The following is a 20325-nucleotide window of genomic DNA, read 5'->3' on the forward strand; positions in this document are numbered from 1 at the left end:
CCTGCGTTGATACCCTTTCGGCGCCCCCTCGTTATGGAGTCCTCATGAGTGCATCCGCCCCGAGCTCACCCGCGCCCGCACGCCGCCGGTTCGGCCGTCCCGCTGGGGACGACGGACCACGGGCCACCTTCGCACAGCTGCTCCCCTACATCTTCGAGCACAAGGGCACGATGACGGTCGTCGTCGTGCTCAGCGTGCTCGGCGCCGCCGCGAGCCTTGCACAGCCGCTGCTCGTCAGCCAGGTGATCGGCATCGTGCAGAACGGACACACGCTCGGCGGCCTCGTCTGGGCATTGGTCGCGCTCGTGGTCGTGTCCGGGCTCATCTCCGGCTATCAGCACTATCTCTTGCAGCGCACGGGTGAGAGCGTCGTGCTCTCCTCCCGCAAACGCCTGGTCGCGCGGATGCTCAACCTTCCGATCAGCGAGTTCGACGCCCGGCGCACGGGCGACCTCGTCTCGCGTGTCGGAAGCGACACGACGCTCCTGCGAGCAGTGCTGACCCAGGGGCTCGTCGAAGCGGTCGGCGGCGCCCTGACGTTCATCGGCGCCCTCATCGCGATGCTCGTCATCGACCCGGTGCTCCTCGGTCTGACCGTGCTCGTCATCGCGGTGTCGATCGTGGTCGTCGTGCTGCTCTCCGGGCGCATCCGCGTGGCGAGCACCAAGGCCCAGCAGCGGGTCGGCGATCTGGCGGCATCTGTCGAGCGTGCGATCACGTCGGTGCGCACCATCCGCGCTGCGGGCGCCACCCAGCGTGAGATCCAGGGTGTGGAAGCGGATGCCACGGCCGCCTACAGCATGGGCGTGAAGGTCGCGAAGATCTCGGCCCTGGTCGTCCCCGTGGCGGGCATCGCCATGCAGGTGTCGTTCCTCGTGGTGCTCGGCGTCGGCGGATACCGGGTCGCGAGCGGCGCCATCACCGTGGCGAGCCTCGTGGCGTTCATCCTGTTCCTGTTCATGATGATCCTTCCGCTCGGCCAGGCGTTCGGCGCCTTCACGTCGGTGAACTCGGCGCTCGGCGCGCTGGGACGCATCCAGGAGATCGTCGACCTGCCGAGCGAGGACGCGAACGATCTTCCGGTCGACCAGCGTGCTGTCATCGTGGGCCCTGCGAACGCTGCGGTGAACCCGGATGCCTCGGCCATCGCGTTCACGGACGTGCGGTTCGCCTACCCCGACGCTGTCGTCGCGGCCAGGGCTGCACGAGCCGCGGAGGCCGAATCCGTGCTCGAGGGCGACACCGCGCTCGAGCACGCACCGAACACACTCGGGAGTTCGGGCATCGGCGGCACCGCGGATGCCGCTCCGATTCCGGAAGCCCTGATCGAGACCGTCGCCATCTCGCTGCCGCGCGGTGCTTCGATGAGCGGGATGACGGCATCCGACGCGGACACGGAAGCTGGGGTGTTGCACGGCGTGAGTTTCGCGGCACCTCGCGGCAAGCGGACCGCGCTCGTCGGCCCGTCGGGCGCGGGAAAGAGCACGATCCTGGCACTGATCGAGCGGTTCTACGACCCGAACAGCGGATCCATCTCGATGGGCGGACTCGACATCCGCAACGTCGACCGCACGAAGCTGCGCGCCCAGATCGGCTATGTGGAGCAGGATGCGCCGGCACTCGCCGGTTCGCTCCGCGACAACCTGACGCTCGCCGTTCCGCACGCTACCGAGCAGCAGTGCATCGATGTGCTGCACGCCGTCAACCTCACCGAGGTGCTCGAGCGCACCACGCTCGGACTGGACGCTCCGGTCGGCGAGGGCGGGGTGATGCTCTCCGGCGGTGAGCGCCAGCGTCTCGCGATCGCGCGAGCGCTGCTGGCGGCTCCGCCGATCCTGCTGCTCGACGAGTCCACGTCGAGTCTCGACGGACGCAACGAGCAGCTGATGCGCGAGGCGATCGACGCCGTCGCGGAGAACCGCACGTTGATCGTCATCGCGCACCGGCTCTCCACCGTCGTCGACTCCGACCAGATCGTGGTCATCGATCGGGGACGCGTCATCGGCACGGGCACGCACTCCGAGCTCGTGGAGACCACCCCCCTGTACCGCGACCTCGCGAAACATCAGCTGCTGGTGTGAGCGAGACCGGCAGGTCAGCGCTCACGTGCGGGCCCGGCCGCGTTTCGTCTTCAGGAGGGCTGAACGTCGAGTCGCATATAGCCACCGGCGCACCCGCCATCCTGAAGACGGAACGCAGATTAGGTGCCACAGGACGGATGCCTCCGGCCCGGTGGAACGACAGTGGCGTCAGTGGCGCAGGCGGTATCGCAGCGACTCCAGCTCCGCACCGAGCGCAGCGGGGACCCGTCCGCCGAACCGCGCGAAGAAGTCCTCGGTCAGGTCGCATTCGGCCAGCCAGGCTGCGCGGTCGATCTCGAAGAGGCGATCGAGGGCATCCGGATCAAGCTCCAGCCCGTCGACGTCGAGGGATGCCCGCGCCGGCACCCTGCCGACCGGTGCGTCGACCGCGGCCGCCGTCCCCTCCAGCCGCCCGGCCATCCAGGCGAGCACCCGCATGTTCTCCGCGAACCCCGGCCACAGGTACGAGCCGTCCGGCCCCCTGCGGAACCAGTTCACCTGGAAGACCGCCGGAGCCGCGGATCCCAGTCGCTCGCCGATGTCCAGCCAGTGCGCCCAGTGGTCGGCCATGTTGTAGCCGCAGAACGGCAGCATCGCGAACGGATCCCGGCGCAGCTCGCCGACCGTCCCCTCCGCGGCTGCCGTCTGCTCTGATGCCACCGTCGCACCAAGGAACACCCCGTGCTTCCAATCCCTGGCCTGCAGTACAAGCGGCACGTTCGTCGCCCGACGACCGCCGAAGACGATCGCGTCGATCGGCACGCCGTCCGGGTCCTCCCAGTCGTCCGCGATGGTCGGGCACTGCTCGGCCGGCACCGTGAACCGCGAATTCGGATGTGCCGCCGTGCGGCCCGTCTCCGGCGTCCAGTCCTCGCCGCGCCAGTCGATCAGGTGGGCCGGTGGCGTGTCGGTGAGCCCCTCCCACCACACGTCTCCGTCGTCGCGGAGCGCGACGTTCGTGAAGATGGTGTTGCCCCACATCGTCTCGACCGCCGAACGGTTCGTCGACTCCCCCGTGCCCGGCGCCACGCCGAAGAAGCCGCGCTCCGGGTTGATGGCGCGCAGGCGACCCGTCGCATCCGGCTTCAGCCAGGCGATGTCGTCACCTATCGTCTCGACGCGCCAGCCTGGCAGCTGCGACCGCAGCATGGCGAGGTTCGTCTTGCCGCACGCCGACGGGAACGCTGCTGCGATGTGATGCGTGCGGCCGGCAGGCGACGACACCTTGATGATGAGCATGTGCTCGGCGAGCCAGCCCTCTTCCCTGGCCATCTGCGAGGCGATCCGCAGCGCGAAGCACTTCTTGCCAAGCAGGGCGTTGCCGCCGTATCCGGATCCGTACGACCACACCTCGCGGTCCTGCGGGAACTGCACGATGTACTTCGTCTCGTTGCACGGCCAGGCGACGTCGTTGCGCCGGCTGCCGACGGCATCCCTCAGCGGATAGCCGACACTGTGCACGGTGCGCACCCACGGATCCCCCGCCTCGATGAGGTCGAGCGCCGCGCGTCCCATGCGGGTCATGATGCCCATGGACACGACGACGTAGGGCGAATCGGTGAGCTCGACGCCGAGCTGCGAGATGGCTCCTCCGACGGGTCCCATCGAGAACGGCACCACGTACATGGTGCGACCGCGCATGCTTCCGGCGAACACCCCGTTCAGCTCGACGCGCATCGACTCGGGAGCACGCCAGTTGTTCGTCGGTCCGGCATCGCTCTCGCGGTCGGAGCAGATGAACGTGCGTGCCTCGACCCTGGCAACGTCGCCGGGATCCGTGCGCGCAAGGTAGCTACCAGGGCGCCACTCCGGGTTGAGCCGGATGAGCTGGCCGTTCGCGACCTGCAGCTTGAAGAGCCGGTCGGCTTCGGCGCGGGATCCGTCGCACCACACGATCTCGTCGGGCTGCGTGAGGTCCGCGATGCCGAGCACCCACTCGGCGAGTGCGGCATCCGTCGTGCCGATCGCCCAGCGGCTTCGGTCGTGATCGGATGAGGAAGAAGCCGGGCGGACGTCGGTGCCCTCAGCATCCGCCCGGCTGGTCTGTATGGTCTGGGTCGCGGTGACGCGAGCCCTCGGCGCCTGCGTCGAGCTCGGTGTGCCCTCGGCTGTCGGGACGCGGTGCGTGCGGGGCCGCTGGGTGATCGTCATGCTCGCCTGCTCTCGTCATCGTCGGCGCCGACGTTTCGGCAGGTTCACTCGTCCACGTCAGCGGTGCTGTCTTCACTCTGACGGCACTTCAAGCGCGAGACATCAAGAATCCGTTCGAAAGAATCAGCATTCTTTTGCTACCGTCAACGAATGGATGCCGACACCGCAGACATCGCCACCATCGGGCACCGCATACGCCACTTCCGCACCCAGCACGGCCTCACGCTGGAGCGGGTCAGCGAGCTGGTCGGACTGTCGCAGAGCCAGCTGTCGATGATCGAGAACGGCAAGCGCGAGCCCAAGCTCACGACGCTGCAGTCGATCGCCGGCGCCATCGGCGTCGACCTCGCGACCCTGCTCGTCGCCGAGCCGCCAGATGAGCGCACCGCCTACGAGATCGAGCTCGGCAAGGCGCAGAAGTCCGCCCTGTACACAACGCTCGGGCTGCCCGACGTGCGGCCGACGAAGGGAACCCCCACCGAGACGCTCGCCGCGCTCGTCGGCCTGCACCGCGAGCTGGCGCGGCAGGCGAGCAAGGCGATTGCGACGCCGGAGGAGGCCAGGCGCGCCAACACCGAGCTGCGCGAAGAGATGCGCGGACGCGACAACTACCTGCCCGAGATCGAACAGGTCGCCGAGGAGCAGGTGAAGGCATCCGGGCACGTCTCAGGCGCCCTCACACACCGCGAGGTGAGCGTCATGGCGAAGCGCCTCGGATTCCAGCTCGTCTACGTCGACGACCTGCCGAATTCGACCCGATCGATCACCGACCTCGAGAACGGACGCATCTACCTCCCGCCGGCGTCGATCCCCGGCGGCCACGGCCTGCGATCGATGGCGCTGCAGGCGCTCGCGCATCGCGTGCTCGGGCACGAGAAGCCCACCAGCTATGCGGAGTTCCTGCGCCAGCGACTGGAGATCAACTACTTCGCTGCATGCTGCCTCATGCCGCAGAACGCGGCGGTCTCCTTCCTGCAGGAGGCGAAGAAGGATCGGGATCTCGCGGTGGAGGACTTCCGCGACGCGTTCGGCGTGACGCACGAGGCCGCATCCCTCCGGCTGACGAACCTCATCACCGTGCACCTCGGCATCCGGATGCACTTCCTCCGCGTCGGCGAGGACGGCGCACTCTACAAGGGCTACGAGAACGACGGCCTCCCGTTGCCCACGGATGTGACGGGCGCCATCGAGGGCCAGCTGGTCTGCAAGAAGTGGAGCGCGAGGGATGCGTTCGCGCAGACCAACCGCACCACGGAGCTGTACCAGTACACGGACACACCGGCTGGCACCTACTGGTGCGCGACGCAGACCGGCCGCGGCGATGACGGGAGCTTCACGATCACGGCCGGCGTCCCGTTCGCGGATGCCAAGTGGTTCCGCGGTCGCGAGACCACGGTGCGTGCGGTGTCGACGTGTCCGGATCCGTCGTGCTGTCGGATCCCGAACGCCTCGCTCGAGACGTCCTGGGCGGACAAGGCGTGGCCGAGCGCCAGGCTGCACTCGCACATCCTGTCCCCGCTGCCGACGGGTGCGTTCCCCGGCGTGGACGACGCGGAACTCTACGCGTTCCTCGACGCCCACTCGGGCCCCCTGGGCGAGTGACCCAGCAGGTGCACGCGAACCACCCGCCTATTGCCCGCCCACTCCCGCCGCGGCCCACTCCATGTCTGCGAGCCACCCGCCTATTGCCGAGCCACCCCATTATTCGCGCGAATAGTGGGGTTGCTCGATAACAAACGGGTGGCTCGACAGCGGCTTGAGTGTTCCGTTACTTGGGCTGCATGCGGATGGCGCCGTCGAGCCGGATCACCTCGCCGTTCAGCAGCGGGTTCTCCACGATGTGCCGCACGAGCGCGGCGTACTCCGCAGGAGTCCCCATGCGAGACGGATGCGGGATCTGCTCCTCGAGCGACCGCTGCACGTCCTCCGGCATCCCGGCCATCATCGGCGTCTGCATGATGCCGGGCGCGATCGTCATCACCCGGATCAGCAGCTTCGAGAGGTCCCGCGCGACCGGCAGCGTCATCGCGGCCACGCCGCCCTTGGATGCCGAGTACGCGGCCTGTCCGATCTGCCCATCGAACGCCGCGACGGATGCCGTGTTCACGATGACCCCGCGCTCGCGGGTCGCCGGGACGCCGGGCAGCGACTGCGCCTCGACGGGCTCGTTCGCCGACATGGCCGCCGCAGTCAAGCGGATCACGTTGAACGTGCCGATGAGGTTGATGCGGATCGTGCGCTCGAATCCGTCAAGGCCCAGCGGTCCCTCGCGTCCGACGGTTCTTCCCGCTGTCGCGATTCCCGCACAGTTGACCGTGATGCGGAGCGGTGCGAGCGACTGCGCGGCGTCCACGGCCGCCTGCACCTGCGCGGCATCCGTCACGTCGGCCGGCGCGAACACACCACCGAGCTCCGCGGCGGCCTCCTCGCCTCGCGACGACGGCAGGTCGACGATCACGACCTTGGCGCCCGCCTCCGCCAGCACCCGAGCGGTCCCGTTGCCCAGCCCGGACGCGCCACCCGTGACGATGGCACTGCATTCCTGAATCTGCATATGTTCCTCCGTTGTAGGTCTTCTGTATCGCTCCTCGAGCGAGCGGCGCGCCACCGGCCATCCCGCAAACGCAACACGCTCCTCGTTTCGGCGGCTCTGCCGGCGAAACAAAACCAGCCGCGCGCCCGGCCAACCGCGGCGCGCCGGGCGGGGACCGGAGCGCAAGACAGTTCAGATCCGCTCGATGATCGTCGCGTTGGCCATTCCGCCGCCCTCGCACATGGTCTGCAGCCCGTAGCGCCCGCCCGTGTGCTCGAGTCGGGCGAGCAGTGTGCCGAGCAGGCGCGTGCCGCTGGCTCCCAGCGGATGTCCGAGCGCGATCGCCCCGCCATCCGCGTTGAGGCGATCCGGATCCGCGTCGAACTCGCGCAGCCACGCCAGCGGAACGGATGCGAACGCCTCGTTCACCTCGTACGCGTCGATGTCGTCGAGGTTCAGGCCCGTCTGCTTCAGGATGCGTGCGGTGGCCGGCATGATCCCGGTGAGCATGTAGAGCGGATCGCTGCCCGTCACGGTGAAGGAGTGGAACCGGGCGCGAGGAGTCAGTCCGAGCTGTTCCGCGCGGCGTGCGCTCATGATGAGTGCGGCGGATGCCCCATCCGTCAGCGGTGACGAGTTGCCCGGCGTGATCTTCCACTCGAGCTCCGGGAAACGATCGGCGAGGGCATCCGTGCGGAACGACGGGTTCAGCCCGGCGAGACCCTCCACCGTCGTGGTCGCGCGCACCGTCTCGTCGGCCGTGACGACGTGTGCGGCGCCCTCCGCATCCGTCACCTGAACGGGCACGAGCTCGCGCTCGAACTCCCCCGATTGGGCAGCCTCTGCCGCAAGGCGGTGCGATCGGGCGCTGAACTCGTCGAGGTCGTTGCGGGAGAAGCCCCACTTCTGCGCGATCAGCTCGGCCGAGACGCCCTGGCTCACGAGTCCCTCGGAGTACCTGGCCCTGAAGCGTGTTCCGTACGGATCCCGTCCGATGGTCGAGGTTCCGATCGGGATCGCGCTCATCGACTCGACACCGCACGCGATCACCACGTCTTGCACGCCTGCCATGATCGCCTGCGCCGCGAAGTGCGCGGCCTGCTGGCTGGATCCGCACTGGCGGTCGAGCGTGGTGCCGGGAACATGCTCGGGGAACCCTGCTGCGAGCACGGCATTGCGTGCTGTGTTGAAGGACTGCTGGCCCACCTGTCCGACGCATCCCGCGATGACGTCGTCGATGACGCCAGGGTCGAGATCGTTGCGTCGCACGATCTCGGCGAGCAGGCCGCCCAGCAGATCGACGGAATGGATGCCGCTGAGGGCACCCCCTGGTTTGCCGCGGCCGCTTGGCGTGCGCACGACATCGATGATGACGGCTTCTTCGACGTTCATCGCACCAGCCTACGGGCGGCGGCGAGTTCGAATGAACGCCGGAGCGCGCTGTGCACCCGGACGCGACCCCGCTCAGCGCAACCGTTGCACCTCGGCGGTGAGCGCTGCCAGCAGCTCGCCGCACGTCGACAGGGCGTCGCGCGCAGCGGCATCCGTCTTCTCTGCGAGATTGCGAAGAGCGGATGCCGTGCTCTGCTTCTCGCTATCGGCTCGCGCCCACAGCTCCCCCGCCAGCAGGACGCCATCGCGATGGTCGCCGAGCGCGTTCTGCACCGCCTCCGCCGCTTCAGCCAGCCGTTCCGCATCCGTACCCGCCGCCTCCGCGGCGTAGCGCAGCCGGCGGCACGCCTTCCGCAGCTCATGCAGCTGCTCGAGCGTCGCCGATGGCCGCAGTGCGCTCACGGCTCGGTGTGACACTCGCGTCGCGGCCCGGCTCAGCTCACCGCGAGCCACGGCTTCCATCGGATGGTCCCCTGCGGGGCCGGCGGGCGCGTCGACGACCAGGGCTGTCAGCCGCAGCATCAGAGACGCATGATCGGCGCTGTCCAGCCGTTGCAGCACGACCTGCGTCGCGCTGTCGGCCTCGGAGAGCGCGTCGCTGCGAAGAGCGCCGAGGGCAGCGACGAGGCCGTCGTCGCGCGCGCGGTCGCCCCAGGAGGCACCGGCGTTCTCGGCGCTGTCCAGCAGGGCGCCCAGCGCCTGCTCGCGCACCTCAGCGTCGCGCGCCGCGCCGAGCACGGCGCCGTACACCTTCAGTGGAGCCTCGAGCGTGCGTCGAGTCCGGCGGTCGAACACCCTGCGATACACGGATGCCACGCTGCGCAACGCGCGCACGCGCACCCTCGCCTGGTGCAGGGCATCGGCCTGGCCGGCCCGCGTCCGCGCCTCGAAACCGGCGAGCTCGCCGACCTCCGCGAGCCACCAGGTCCGGAGCACCTCGGCGGCCGTCGCTGTGTCGGCGGCGGACGGCGGATCGAACCGATCCGGATCCCGCGGCGTCGCCTCCGCCCTGGCTACCGGATGGACCTCGGCGTCGTCGCTCGACGGCATCGCACCTCCTCGTGCACCCTGTCGGATGCTGCAAGCCTAGGTTGATCAGGACGGCCCCTGGTCATCATCGAGGTGCAGCCGGGCGACCACCTCGGCGAAGACGACGTCGTACGACTCGAGGACGACTTCGGGCGGGCATGATCCGCGGGCGCGAGCGAGCTCGGTAGGCACCCGTCTCGATCAGTTGCGTTCGCGGCGCGCCGCTCGACAACCTCATCGGCACGCCCGACCGAGCGAGCTCGGTCGGCTCTCGCCTCGATCAGTTGTTCGACAGGTTGTTACCGCACTCGTAGAACGCGGTCGTCAGGTTGTCGATCGCCGAGAGCGCAGCATCGTCGCCCGGATAGTTCAGGGCGTAGATGGCGAACGTGAGGTTGGTGCCGTCCTTCGCGTGGATCACCCCGGCGAGCGTGCGCGCGGTGTCGATCCAGCCGGTCTTCGCGTTCACGCTTCCGACGGCTGCGGACGAGAAGGACCCGTCGAAGCGGCCGTAACCCGGACCGAGGGTGCCGGTCTTACCTGCGACAGGCATGCCGTCGTAGATCGAACCGAGGGATCCCTCGCGGTTCAGCACCTTCACCAGGAAGCGCGTGAGATAGGAGGCTGGCACCTTGTTGTTGGCGCTCAGTCCCGATCCGTCGGCGAAGTAGAGCCCCGTCTCGTCGATGCCGTAGGCCTGCAGTCCCTTGAGCGTTCCCGCGTTGATCGCCGAGAAGCTGTTGCCCGTTCCGGCCTTGATGGCCACGAGGCGAGCCAGCTCCTCCATGATCGTGTTGTCCGAATAGGTGAGCGCCTGCTCTGCGAGTGCCGACACCGGCTGCGAGAGCACCTGACCGAGCTGCTTGGCGCCCGCCGGCGCCCTGCCCTGGCTGACGGAGATGTTGCCGCCCAGGTCGTCGGCGAGGGCGTTCGCGGCGCGTCCCACCGGATCCGTGCTGCGCGGCGACTCGACAGCTGTCGGATCGTTGCGGTCGCCGTCCACCATGAACGAGGTCATGTACGGCGTCGATCCCTCCACGACGCGCTCTTCGTGCTCGTCCCAGCTGCTCTCCCACACCGGGCCGGAGTACAGCGAGGTGTCCACGACGAGTGAGGTGATCTGCTGACCCGCATTCGACGGATCGGATGCCCATGCCTGCTTCACCTGATTCGCCAGGTCGTCGAGGTGGGGCGCGTTCGTGTAGAACGAGTTCTGTCCGGTCGGAAGTCGTGTCAACGTCACGTCCCCGCCGCCGATGACGACCACCTGGCCGGGCTGCGAGCCCTTCACGACAGTGGTCGGAACGCGGTAGTCCGGACCCAAGATGCTGTATGCCGCGGCCGCGGTGAGCATCTTCAGCACGCTTGCCGTCGGCGCGGGATTCGAGCCGTTCCGGTCGTACAGCACCTCGCCGGTCGTGGCGTTCACCACCTGCGCCTCGAGCGTTCCGAATCCGGATGCCGAGGCATACGAGTCCACGGAGCACGTGCGGATCTTGCTCGCCGCAGCCGCGGCCGTCGGTGTCGGACGAGCCGTCGCCGTGGCAGTCGGCGTCGCACTCGCGCTTCCGGATGGTGCCGCACCGAGCGCGCTGGCCGGCGACGTCGCGGCACCGATGCCGAATGAAAGCGCACCGAGCACGACCACCCCGACAACGATGGCGGCGATCAGCGACGTGCGTGGGTTGCGACGGATCCACGTCAGAATGCCGTTGAAGAATTGACCAGGGCCGCCGCCCGAGCCGCCACGTCCGAAACCTCCGTTACCGGAACCTCCACGGCCCGAGCCGCCACGTCCGGATCCCTTGCCCCCGGCGCCGTTGCTTCCCGAGCCGCCGCCGGATCGACCTCCGCCACCGGATCCGCCCGACCCGCCGTTGCCTGCACCGCCTGCGACACCGCTGCCGATTCCGCCGCCAGCCCCGCCGACTGCGGAGGAACCGCCGAAGCCGGCATCCGAACCGGACATCTCTTGGGCTGCGAGGTCACGCGCGCGCAGAGGTTGCGACGACGCGGATGCCGCACTCGCGCCGAACGACGCGGCAGCGGACGCGCCAGCACCGTATTCGGCCGTGCCCGCCCCGGCAGCGCCGAACGCTGCAGTCGCCGATGCCGCGACGACGAATGGCGTCGTCGGGGCATTCGTCGCGCCGAACGAGTCCGTTTCCTCTGGTGCCTCGACGTCGTCCGATTCCGCGAATCCGAACGGATCCCACGGCCGTTCGAACGCGGTCGTCTGTGCGTCGGCATCCACGGCGAACGGTGTGGGCGGCTCGGACACGTCGTCGATCGCCGCGAGCGGCCACGCGGGCGCCGTCTCGACAGCGTCCTGCGCGAACGTCGGATTCTCGTCCGCACGATCCGCATATCCACCGAAGGGAACGCCGATCGCCGGCTCGGTCACCGGAGCGTCGGCCGCCGCCGGCTCGGACGCAACGGCATCTGTGCCGAACAGAAGGGCCGTTGCCGACTTGAGCCAGGCATCCCCGTCGGATTCGTGCAGGTCCTGCGCGGGTGCGCGGGTCACGTCGTCGGCGGGATCGCTGGCGAACGGCCACTCCGGCCCCTGCACGTGCCCCGGATACCCGGTTGACTCCTGGCCGACCGGTTCGTCGGCGACGGGTGCCGCGGCAAGCGGCCGTCCGGAGAGCTGCTCTGCGGCCGATGGCACTGCGGCTGAGGGTTCTGCAATGAACGGCGCTGCGATGAGCGGCTCCCCAGCAAACGGATCTGAAGCGAACGGCTCCGCAGCGAAGGCCTGGGTCACCGGCGGCTCAGCGCCGAGCGACGATGCCGCGAACTGCCGGTCATCGAGCGCCGACGACTCGAACTGTGACGGCTCGAACTGACCCGGCTCGAGCGGCGCAGCTTCAGTCCGCGGCGGGTCGAAGGGCACGGGGCTCGAGGGAGTCGGGTCGGGGACCACAGCGATGAAAGACGCAGGAGCGACGGGCGCGAAGCCGTCCGGCTCGACCGCGGACTGGTACCTGTCCTCCTCGGTGGGTCTGGCGTCCTGGACGTCGTCCTCGCGAATGGTAGTGCCGGAGGCGAAGGGGCTGCCGCCGGCGTGCTCCGCACCATCGGGCGCATCATCCGCCGCACCATCGGCGCCGAACCATGAGAACGACGACGGCCGTGCCGAGGAGGCGATGGCCACGGCAGCAGTGTCGCTCGACAGCCAGGGAAGCTCTGGGGGCGGGCCGGCCGGCCGCTCCGCTTGATCGCTCTCGTCCTGCCACGCGTCGTCGCGTTGCACCTGCCCTGCGCCGAACGGGTCGGGCGTCCCAGGCTGCTCACCCATCCACGCGGGGCGCGCGAGTCCGGCAAGCGAACCGGATGCCCGCACCTCGGTCAGATCGAAGTCGGTCGACACCTCGAACGAGACGGGTTCCTCTTCCGCACGCGACTGATCCCAACGCGGGCGCATCCATCGCTCCTGCGACTGCTCAGCATCCGCCGACGTTTCCTGGATCGGATGCCGCGGCTCGTCGTCATCCTGTGACAGCCCACCGAACAGGGCGCCCAGTCCGCCGGTCAGCGGATCCGGACCGTCGTCGAATCCCGCCGCACTGCCGACCGCCGGTTGCGTCGGCCACGCGGCCGCTTCAGGGTCCTGCTCCGGATCATGCCACGCCCGTGGGGCCGGCACGTCGCCGGAGAACACGGATGCCGCTCGCTCGTCTTCCCGCCGGACCGTGTCGAGGCGAGCAGTGCTGTCGTGCTCGACGTGTCCGGAGTTCTCCCACGGCTGCATCGACGAAGCGTCGGTCTGCCGACGCCAGAAGTCCTCGGCGGCCTCGGCCGGCGTCGCCGGCGCGGACTCCGGGGTGGGGGCGGATGCAGACGGCAGCGTCAACGCGACGCGAGGGTCCGCGACTGGCTCACCGAACTCCGTCGGCTCCATCGGCTTCCCCGCCGGCTCTGACGCGATCGGCGGTATCCATGCCGGTGCAGTGGACCGCGTCCGGCCCTGCCCGTCGGGCTGTGACCATCCCTGCGCAGAGGGCTGCGACACATCTTGAGCCAGGGGTTGCGACCAATTCTGCGCCGGGGGTTGCGACCACACCGGCGTGGCAGACGGCGTCCACTGCCGAGAGCTCAGGGGCTCGGCCATCGGGACCTGCTGCGCCGGAGGCTGCTGTACCGGTGTCGGCTGCACCGTCGGCTGCTGCTGAACCGAGCTCGGCTGCACCGTCGGCTGCTGCTGAACAGAAGTCGGCTGCTGTACGGGCTGAGCCTCGGCTGACGGCTGCGGTGCGGGGCGCCATGGGAACAGATGAGCCGGCGGATGCGAGGAGATCGTGTCCGCAAAGGCCGTGGCACCCTGGCTGCTCGGCGAGGGCGGCAGCGTGGTCGACGTGGGCGGCACAGGTGCTCCGTCGAATGGCGGCGCCGGAACGGGCAATGGAGCGGAGATGAACGGATTCGCGGCCGGAGCCTGTGGCTCGTCGTCGAACCACGAGAAGGCCGGAGCAGACGGCGCGGGTGCCGAAGGCTCAGCCGGTGCGGATGTCGCTGGGTATGTGGGCTGCGCGGTGGGGCCATCCACCACGGGGTTCTCCCTCGTGGGGTCGCCGAACAGCGCGTTCAGGCCGAGCGCGTCGAAAGGCGAATCGGTGGAGTCGTCGGGACGACCGCCACGGCGCGACTGGGGGGAGTCGTCGTGCATTCCGACGAGTGTAGTAACGCACCCTGTGAGAGTGCGCCACCGTTCGTCATCCGAATCCGATCAGCGCTCCTGCGGGTACACCAGCCCGATCCGCTCCCGCACGTCGTCCAGCGTGCGCATGATCGCGATCGACTCGGCAGGCGGCATCACGCTGCTGGCGGTGAGACCGGACTCGATGAGCCGCTCCACCTCGCGAGCCTGGAACTGCATCCCCTGGCCGATGATGCGCGTCTTGTACTCCTCTGTGACCTCGCCCTGCGGCGTCACGACGCGGAAATTGGTCGGCGCGTACCAGACGGAGTCGATCTCGATGCGCGCATCCGTTCCGATGATCGTGGCCGTGTTTGTGCCGCGCACATCGCTGGCGCACCGAGCGACGGCAAGCGCACGGTCCCCATAGCCGAGCACGACGTCGGTGGCGGCATCCGCTCCTGTCGCGCTGAATCGAGCGGATGCGTGCACCGACTCGGGCGCACCGAAGAGCATCGACGCGAACGAGAGGGGGTAGATGCCGAGGTCGAGCAGCGCACCGCCGCCGAGTTCGAGCGCGTTGATGCGATGCTGCGGATCCGCCGGCAGCAGCTGCAGATGGTCGGCGGCGAATTCGCGGAGCACTCCGAGTCGTCCGTGATCGATGATCTGGCGGATGCGCTCCACGTGCGGCAGGAAGCGGGTCCACATCGCCTCCATGATCAGCAGGTTGCGGTCCGCGGCCAGTTCCACGATGCGCCTGGCCTGTGGCGCGTTCAGCGTGAACGGCTTCTCGACCAGCACGTGCTTTCCCGCGGAGAGCGCCAGCTCGGCGTGCGCCGCATGCTCCGGATGGATGCTCGCGACGTAGACGACGTCGACGTCGTCGTCTGCGACCAGCTCCTCGTAGCTCGGATGCGCCGTGGGGATGCCGAACTCGTCCGCGAAGGCATCCGCCGTCTCGCGCGCCCGCGACCCGACCGCGACGAGCTCGTGCCCGTCATCGACGAGGTCCTTGGCGAACGTGTGAGCGATGCCGCCCGTGCCCAGAATGCCCCATCGGATGTCGCTCATCGCTCCCCCGTCATCGCTCGACCGCCGCGTCTTGCACCTGCGGCCAGCGTAGTGCGGCCGGGTCTGCACCGCCTGGCCCGACTCCGGCAAGGAGCGCACCGCGCGTGACCTAGGGCGGCAGTGGCCGCGCCGGATCGGTTCTCGATCAGGGTCCGACTGCGACCTCGAACACCTCGGATATCGGCGACTCGAGTCTGGCCTCCGCCTTGACCTGCTCCCGCACCGATGCGTTGTTGGCTTCCAGGTGCCGCACGTCGGCTTCGGTGTCCCAGAACGAGATCACCAGCGCCTTTCCGTTGTCGCGGTCGACGAGGTAGTAGAGGTCTCGGAATCCGGGCAGTTCGGGCGCCGCAGCGAGCTGCTCGTGCGCGAGCTTCGCAAGTGCGTCGAGCTTCTCAGCCGGCTGATGGATGGTTTGCACTCGTGCGTACATGACTCTCCAAACGAACACTTTTGTACCATATAGAGACATCAGTGTCTCATTAACCATCTCGACCGTCTAGATTGCATACACTCGCATCACATCGACATCGAGGACCCGAGGATGACCAAGGGCGAGGCATCACGTCTGCGAACACAGGCCGCCATCATCGACGGCGCGGCGAAGCTCCTCACCACGCGCGGAGAAGCCGCCGGCATGGATGAGATCGCGGCGTCCGCCGGAATCAGCCGCGCGACGCTCTACCGGTATTTCCCGAGCCGAGAGGACCTGCTCAACGCGATGGCGGCGGCGAGCGTCCAGGAGCTTGCGACGCGGATCGCGGAAGCCAACCTGGACTCGGCCTCCTTCGACGAGGCAGTGGCACGTCTCGCTCGCGCCATCCTCGCCACGGGCGGCAAGTTCGCCGCGCTGAGCGCAGACAGCGCCACGTACAGCAAGACGTATCCGGACTTTGACGCCAGGGTGACAGAGCCGATGCGCGCGCTGTTCCGCCGAGGATTCGCGGACGGCTCCCTCAGGCAGGACCTTCCCGCTGAGGTACAGCTGGACCTGTTCTCCGGCCTGATCAGAGCGGCACTGGACACGACGACGACTGGCCGCGGTGGCATCGAAGACACTGCCGCCGCCGTATCATCGATGTTCCTGCACGGCGCACGCGCCAGTTGAACTACGATACGGCGACCGCCGAATTTGCGCTTCCCGGAATCACGATTGGCCCCTTCCGGGGCCAATCTTCTGGTGGAGCCGCCTAAGGGAATCGAACCCTTGACCTATTCATTACGAGTGAATCGCTCTGCCGACTGAGCTAAGGCGGCGTGACGCGGTCTCCCGCGCGCACAGCATGAAAGCTTACCGGATTCCGGAAGCGGTTCCGACCATCTCCCGGCCGCTGCTCACACGTGCTCGCGCACCAGCGACTGCAGTTCTGCGAACGAGGCGACGAGTCTCTCGCTCAGCGATCCCCGGCCGCCGCCCTCCGCCCAGCACGACCACGCGTGACGGATCGCCGCGAACGCCACGTACGTCACGAGACGCGCCCTGCTGTGCAGCCGCTCCAGGTCGTCGGAGGAATCCGGATGATCACGCACCAGGCGCCGCTCGATGACCGATCCGAGCTCGAGCTCGAGCTGCTTCATGCTGGCCATGCGCAGCGTGAAGAGATACGGATGCTCGCGCAACAGCCGCCGACGGAGCGCTTCGGTATCCGCGTGGCCGACATTCGCCTCGTCGTCCACCGTCGAGATCAGGAGATCGCGGATGCCGTCCAGGATCGGCTGGTCCGGCCCGGCTTCCAGAAACCGCTCAACGGGCTCGCCGTGCGGCATCTCGGGCACGTCGCCGAGGACCGCCGCCTCTTTCGTCGGGAAGTAGTTGAAGAAGGTGCGCGGTGACACGCCTGCGGCGTGGCTGATCTCCTCGACCGTGACCCCGTCGAATCCGCGTTCCAGCGAGAGCGTCAGCACGGCGTGCTGGATGGCATTCCGGGTAGCGAGCCGCTTGCGTTCGCGCACGCCTCCCTGTGCCACCGCAGCGTCACCGACGAGATCCACGCCCCCAGTATTGCAGTGGGTGCAACTATCAGCACTCCGGATCGGTCTTCGGCACCGTCCCCTGCACGAAGAAGGAGTCCACCGCATCGTTCACGCACGAGTTGGACTTGTTGTACGCCGTGTGACCGTGCCCGTGATACGTGATCAGGTGGCCGCTGTCGAGTTGCTTCGACAGGTTGACCGCCCATTGGTACGGAGTCGCTGGATCGCCCGTCGTGCCGACGACGAGGATGGGCGCAGCGCCGGCTGCGTGGATCGGGCCCTCTGTGCGAGTCGGCTTATACGGCCAGACCGCGCAGCCGATGTCGCCGTACGACATGTAGGGACCGATCACCGGTGCCGCCTTGGTCAACTCCGCCGCCTGCACGCGCATGCTTGCCGGGCTCGCATCCACCGAATAGTCGAGGCAGTTGATCGAGACGAAGGCCTCGGTCGAGTTGTCCGAATACGAGCCATCCGAATTCCGGTCGTAGTAGGCGTCCGCGAGAATGAAGGCCACCCGCGCGCTTCCCTGCATGACGTCTTCGAAGAGCTTGTCGAGTGCGCTCCACGCACTCGAGTCGTAAAGCGGGTAGATGATCGCGGTGACCATGGTGTTCGCGCCGAGCTCGCGGCCGTCCGAGTTGCGGATCGGGCTCGCATCCAGGGATGCCAGCAGGTTCGACACCGTGGAGAGCGCGTTGTCCACGGATCCGGAGAACGGGCATCCCTTCCGCTTCAGGCAGTCCGTGAGATAGGACGTGAGTTCCGACTCGAAGCCCTTGGACTGACCGAGATTCACGTCGAAGTTCGAGGAGGCCGGGTCGAGCGCTCCGTCGAGCACCATGCGACCGACCTTCTTCGGATACAGCCCCGCGTAGGTCGCCCCGAGCAGCGTTCCGTACGAATAGCCGAGGTAGTTGAGCTTGGCGTCCCCGAGCACGGCGCGGAGCACGTCGAGGTCACGGGCTGCGCTCGAGGTCCCGACCTCGCCCAGCAGCGAGCCGGTGTTCTGCTTGCATGCGGCAGCGAAGCTCGCCGCCTGCTGCGTCGATTCGGCGATCCACTGATCGGATCCACGCTGCCCGGGCGTGATGCCGAACAGGTAGTCGTCCATCTGCTTGGGGCCGTAGCACTTCACTGCGGTGGACGATCCGACACCGCGTGGGTCGAAGCCCACGATGTCGTAGTGCTGCTGCAGGTTCGTGTCGACCGCGTAGTCGAGCGAGTTCTTGACGAAGTCCACGCCGGATCCGCCAGGGCCGCCGGGGTTCACGAGCAGCGATCCGAGGCGTTTGCCCGTTGCATAATGCCTGATCAGAGCAAGTTTCACGCTGCCCGATCCAGGATCGGACCAGTCCAGCGGAACCTTCGCATCTGCGCACTGGAACTTGCCGCAGGTGCTCCAGTCGAGCTGCTGGTCGTAGAACGGCTGCAACGCCGTCGCGACCTTTTCGGCGCGGGGAGTCGAGGTGGCCGGCGGACGTGCCGCGGGGAAGCATCCGCTCAGGGTCAGGGAGACGACGGCGGCGATCGCCACCACCACCCCCGTGCGCCACCAGCGCCTCGAGCTCGTCATCGGGTCTCCCTTTCCCCTTCGGGGTTCCTCGGCCGTCGCGCCGAAACCAGCATCGCCTCGAGTGCGAGTGCCGGCGCGACATTGCTCTCGATCCGCTCACGAGCGGTCTGCACGGCATCCATGGTCGCCAGTGTCTGCGCGGCCGTCGACGTGCGTGCCGACATCGCCAGCCGCTCCTCCAGCTCCACGTTGACCAGGTTCGCTCCTGCGCCGATCTGCAGCGTCAGGATGTCCCGATACAGCGAGAGCAGGTCGGTGAGAATGCGGTCGATGCCGTCGCGCAGACTACGCGTCGCTCGTCGTTTCTGGTCTTCCTCCAGCTGCCGCAGCTGGCTGCGGAGCTGTGGCGGGATCGTTCCGCCCTCCTGCACTCCGAGCGACTGCAGCGCATGTGCACGCTCTTCGGCGTCGCGCTCCTCGGTGATGGCCTTGGCATCCGCTCCTGCGATCTCGATCAGCCTGGCCGCCCCGGCTATCACGTCGGCGACGGTGCGGATGCCCAGTGCGAGCTCGAGGGTCTCCTCGCGTCGTTCCCTGGCTTCGGTGTTCGTCGCAAGCCGATGAGCCATGCCGATGTGACTCTGCGCGTGGCGCGCGGCACGTTCGGCGATCTCGGCGGCGACGCCGTCCCGGTGCTCGATGAGCTCGGCGACGTCCGCGACCGACGGCACCCGAAGACGGACGGTCCGCACCCTCGACCTGATAGTGGGCAGGAGATCTGCGTCGCTGGGTGCGCAGAGGATCCAGACCGTACGCTCCGGCGGCTCTTCGAGAGCCTTGAGCAGCACGTTGGAGGTGCGCTCCGACATGCGGTCGGCGTCTTCGATGACCATCACGCGGTACCGGCTCACGGATGGCGAGAACTGCGAACTCGAGACGAGCGAGCGCACCTCGTCGATCGAGATGATGACCCGTTCCGTGCTGAGCACAGCGAGATCCGGATGCGTCCTCGCCTGCACCTCGCGCGTCGTGACGGGATCGCCGTCAGCGCCATCCGAACTGAGCAGTGCAGCGGCGAACGCGTAGGCGAGGTTCGACCGACCGGATCCGGGCGGCCCGGTGATGAGCCAGGCGTGCGTCATCGCGGCGGATGCCGTCGCCGCAGCCGCCGCACGCAACGACGCGATGGCCTCCGGCTGTCCGGCGAGGTCGTCCCACACGGACATCTGGGCTACCGGCATGGTTCGACGCTACCCGGTACGGACGTCACTGCCGGATGCCGGCGACGCCGGCCCGATTCCGCGCTCGGCGAGTAGCTCGTCCACCCGCTCCGCGATCTGCACGGCGAGGTCGGGCGAGGGCTCTGATCCGTCGACCACCAGAAATCGGCTGCTCTCCACTTCGGCCAGCGCGAGGAACGCCGTTCTCACACGTGCGTGGAACTCCGAACCTTGCGCCTCCAGCCGATCGAAACGCTTGTTCGCGGCGTCGAGGCGGCTGCGGGCATCCGCCTCGTCGAGGTCGAGCAGCACGGTGAGGTCGGGCAGCAGGCCCTCGGTCGCCCACAGCGAGAGCTCGCGGATCTCCGCAGCGTCCAGCTCGCGGCCGACGCCCTGATACGCGACGGACGAGTCGAGGTAGCGGTCTTGCACCACTGTCACGCCAGAAGCGAGTGCCGGGCGGACCACCGTCTCAACGTGATGCGCGCGGTCAGCAGCATAGAGGAGCGCCTCGGCGCGCGGAACGATGTCGCCACGATGATGCAGCACGAGCTCGCGGATCTCGTGACCCACCTCCGTGCCTCCTGGCTCCCGAGTGTGCAGCACGGTATGTCCCCCGTTGCGGAGGTGCTCGGCGAGCAGCCTGGACTGCGTCGACTTGCCAGACCCGTCTCCACCCTCGAACGTGATGAAGAGCCCGCGCGGGCGAGCGGATG

15 protein-coding genes and 1 tRNA gene are annotated in these 20325 nt (G+C 68.2%); 3 read left to right on the top strand and 13 right to left on the bottom strand.

The window, feature by feature from the left end; genetic code table 11:
- Nucleotides 1–44 precede the first annotated feature (44 nt).
- Nucleotides 45–2081: an ABC transporter ATP-binding protein gene (locus tag ACX9R5_RS16195; protein WP_459410074.1), complete on the top strand. Its 2037-nt coding sequence runs from the start codon at nt 45–47 to the stop codon at nt 2079–2081.
- Between the two features lie 168 nt (nt 2082–2249).
- Here ACX9R5_RS16195 and ACX9R5_RS16200 read toward each other — a convergent pair whose 3' ends face one another.
- On the bottom strand, nt 2250–4232 hold the full coding sequence (locus tag ACX9R5_RS16200) for a phosphoenolpyruvate carboxykinase (GTP) (protein ID WP_459410075.1): 1983 nt from the start codon (nt 4230–4232) through the stop codon (nt 2250–2252).
- A 150-nt stretch (nt 4233–4382) separates the two neighbouring features.
- Here ACX9R5_RS16200 and ACX9R5_RS16205 point away from each other — a divergent pair, with 150 nt between their 5' ends.
- Nucleotides 4383–5834, top strand: a complete 1452-nt coding sequence (locus tag ACX9R5_RS16205; protein ID WP_459410076.1) for a helix-turn-helix domain-containing protein — start codon at nt 4383–4385, stop codon at nt 5832–5834.
- 166 nt (nt 5835–6000) lie between these two features.
- Here the strand turns inward: ACX9R5_RS16205 and ACX9R5_RS16210 are convergent, their stop codons facing one another.
- From ACX9R5_RS16210 to ACX9R5_RS16240, 7 genes are all read right to left on the bottom strand, one after another.
- On the bottom strand, nt 6001–6786 hold the full coding sequence (locus tag ACX9R5_RS16210; RefSeq protein WP_459410077.1) for an SDR family NAD(P)-dependent oxidoreductase: 786 nt from the start codon (nt 6784–6786) through the stop codon (nt 6001–6003).
- Between the two features lie 171 nt (nt 6787–6957).
- A complete protein-coding gene (locus ACX9R5_RS16215; protein ID WP_459410078.1) occupies nt 6958–8157 on the bottom strand; it encodes a thiolase family protein in 1200 nt (399 codons plus the stop codon).
- A gap of 72 nt (nt 8158–8229) precedes the next feature.
- Nucleotides 8230–9207, bottom strand: a complete 978-nt coding sequence (locus ACX9R5_RS16220) for a CHAD domain-containing protein (protein ID WP_459410079.1) — start codon at nt 9205–9207, stop codon at nt 8230–8232.
- Between the two features lie 45 nt (nt 9208–9252).
- Complete coding sequence (locus ACX9R5_RS16225; protein ID WP_459410080.1) at nt 9253–9378, bottom strand: hypothetical protein; 126 nt, start codon at nt 9376–9378, stop codon at nt 9253–9255.
- Between the two features lie 88 nt (nt 9379–9466).
- A complete protein-coding gene (locus tag ACX9R5_RS16230) occupies nt 9467–13855 on the bottom strand; it encodes a D-alanyl-D-alanine carboxypeptidase (RefSeq protein WP_459410081.1) in 4389 nt (1462 codons plus the stop codon).
- 60 nt (nt 13856–13915) lie between these two features.
- Nucleotides 13916–14899, bottom strand: a complete 984-nt coding sequence (locus tag ACX9R5_RS16235) for a Gfo/Idh/MocA family protein (protein ID WP_459410082.1) — start codon at nt 14897–14899, stop codon at nt 13916–13918.
- Between the two features lie 145 nt (nt 14900–15044).
- Nucleotides 15045–15332, bottom strand: a complete 288-nt coding sequence (locus tag ACX9R5_RS16240) for an antibiotic biosynthesis monooxygenase family protein (protein ID WP_459410083.1) — start codon at nt 15330–15332, stop codon at nt 15045–15047.
- A gap of 111 nt (nt 15333–15443) precedes the next feature.
- Here ACX9R5_RS16240 and ACX9R5_RS16245 point away from each other — a divergent pair, with 111 nt between their 5' ends.
- A complete protein-coding gene (locus tag ACX9R5_RS16245) occupies nt 15444–16007 on the top strand; it encodes a TetR/AcrR family transcriptional regulator (protein ID WP_459410084.1) in 564 nt (187 codons plus the stop codon).
- A gap of 73 nt (nt 16008–16080) precedes the next feature.
- On the opposite strand, the gene ACX9R5_RS16250 is transcribed toward ACX9R5_RS16245, so the two are convergent.
- The 5 genes from ACX9R5_RS16250 to tmk form a co-directional block, all read right to left on the bottom strand.
- A tRNA-Thr gene (locus ACX9R5_RS16250) sits at nt 16081–16156 on the bottom strand.
- Between the two features lie 78 nt (nt 16157–16234).
- Nucleotides 16235–16891 (bottom strand): TetR family transcriptional regulator, encoded by a 657-nt coding sequence (locus ACX9R5_RS16255; RefSeq protein ID WP_459410085.1) that lies wholly within the window; start codon nt 16889–16891, stop codon nt 16235–16237.
- 28 nt (nt 16892–16919) lie between these two features.
- Nucleotides 16920–18449, bottom strand: coding sequence for an alpha/beta hydrolase (locus tag ACX9R5_RS16260; protein WP_459410086.1), 1530 nt, complete (start codon nt 18447–18449; stop codon nt 16920–16922).
- Nucleotides 18446–19615 carry a DNA polymerase III subunit delta' gene (locus tag ACX9R5_RS16265; protein ID WP_459410110.1) on the bottom strand — a complete coding sequence of 390 codons (1170 nt, stop codon included), beginning with the start codon at nt 19613–19615 and terminating at the stop codon, nt 18446–18448. The genes ACX9R5_RS16260 and ACX9R5_RS16265 overlap by 4 nt, the downstream gene beginning before the upstream one ends.
- Nucleotides 19616–19639: 24 nt before the next feature.
- On the bottom strand, nt 19640–20299 hold the full coding sequence (tmk, locus tag ACX9R5_RS16270; RefSeq protein WP_459410111.1) for a dTMP kinase: 660 nt from the start codon (nt 20297–20299) through the stop codon (nt 19640–19642).
- Nucleotides 20300–20325: the final 26 nt, after the last annotated feature.

This window comes from Rathayibacter sp. CAU 1779 (genome assembly GCF_054551755.1).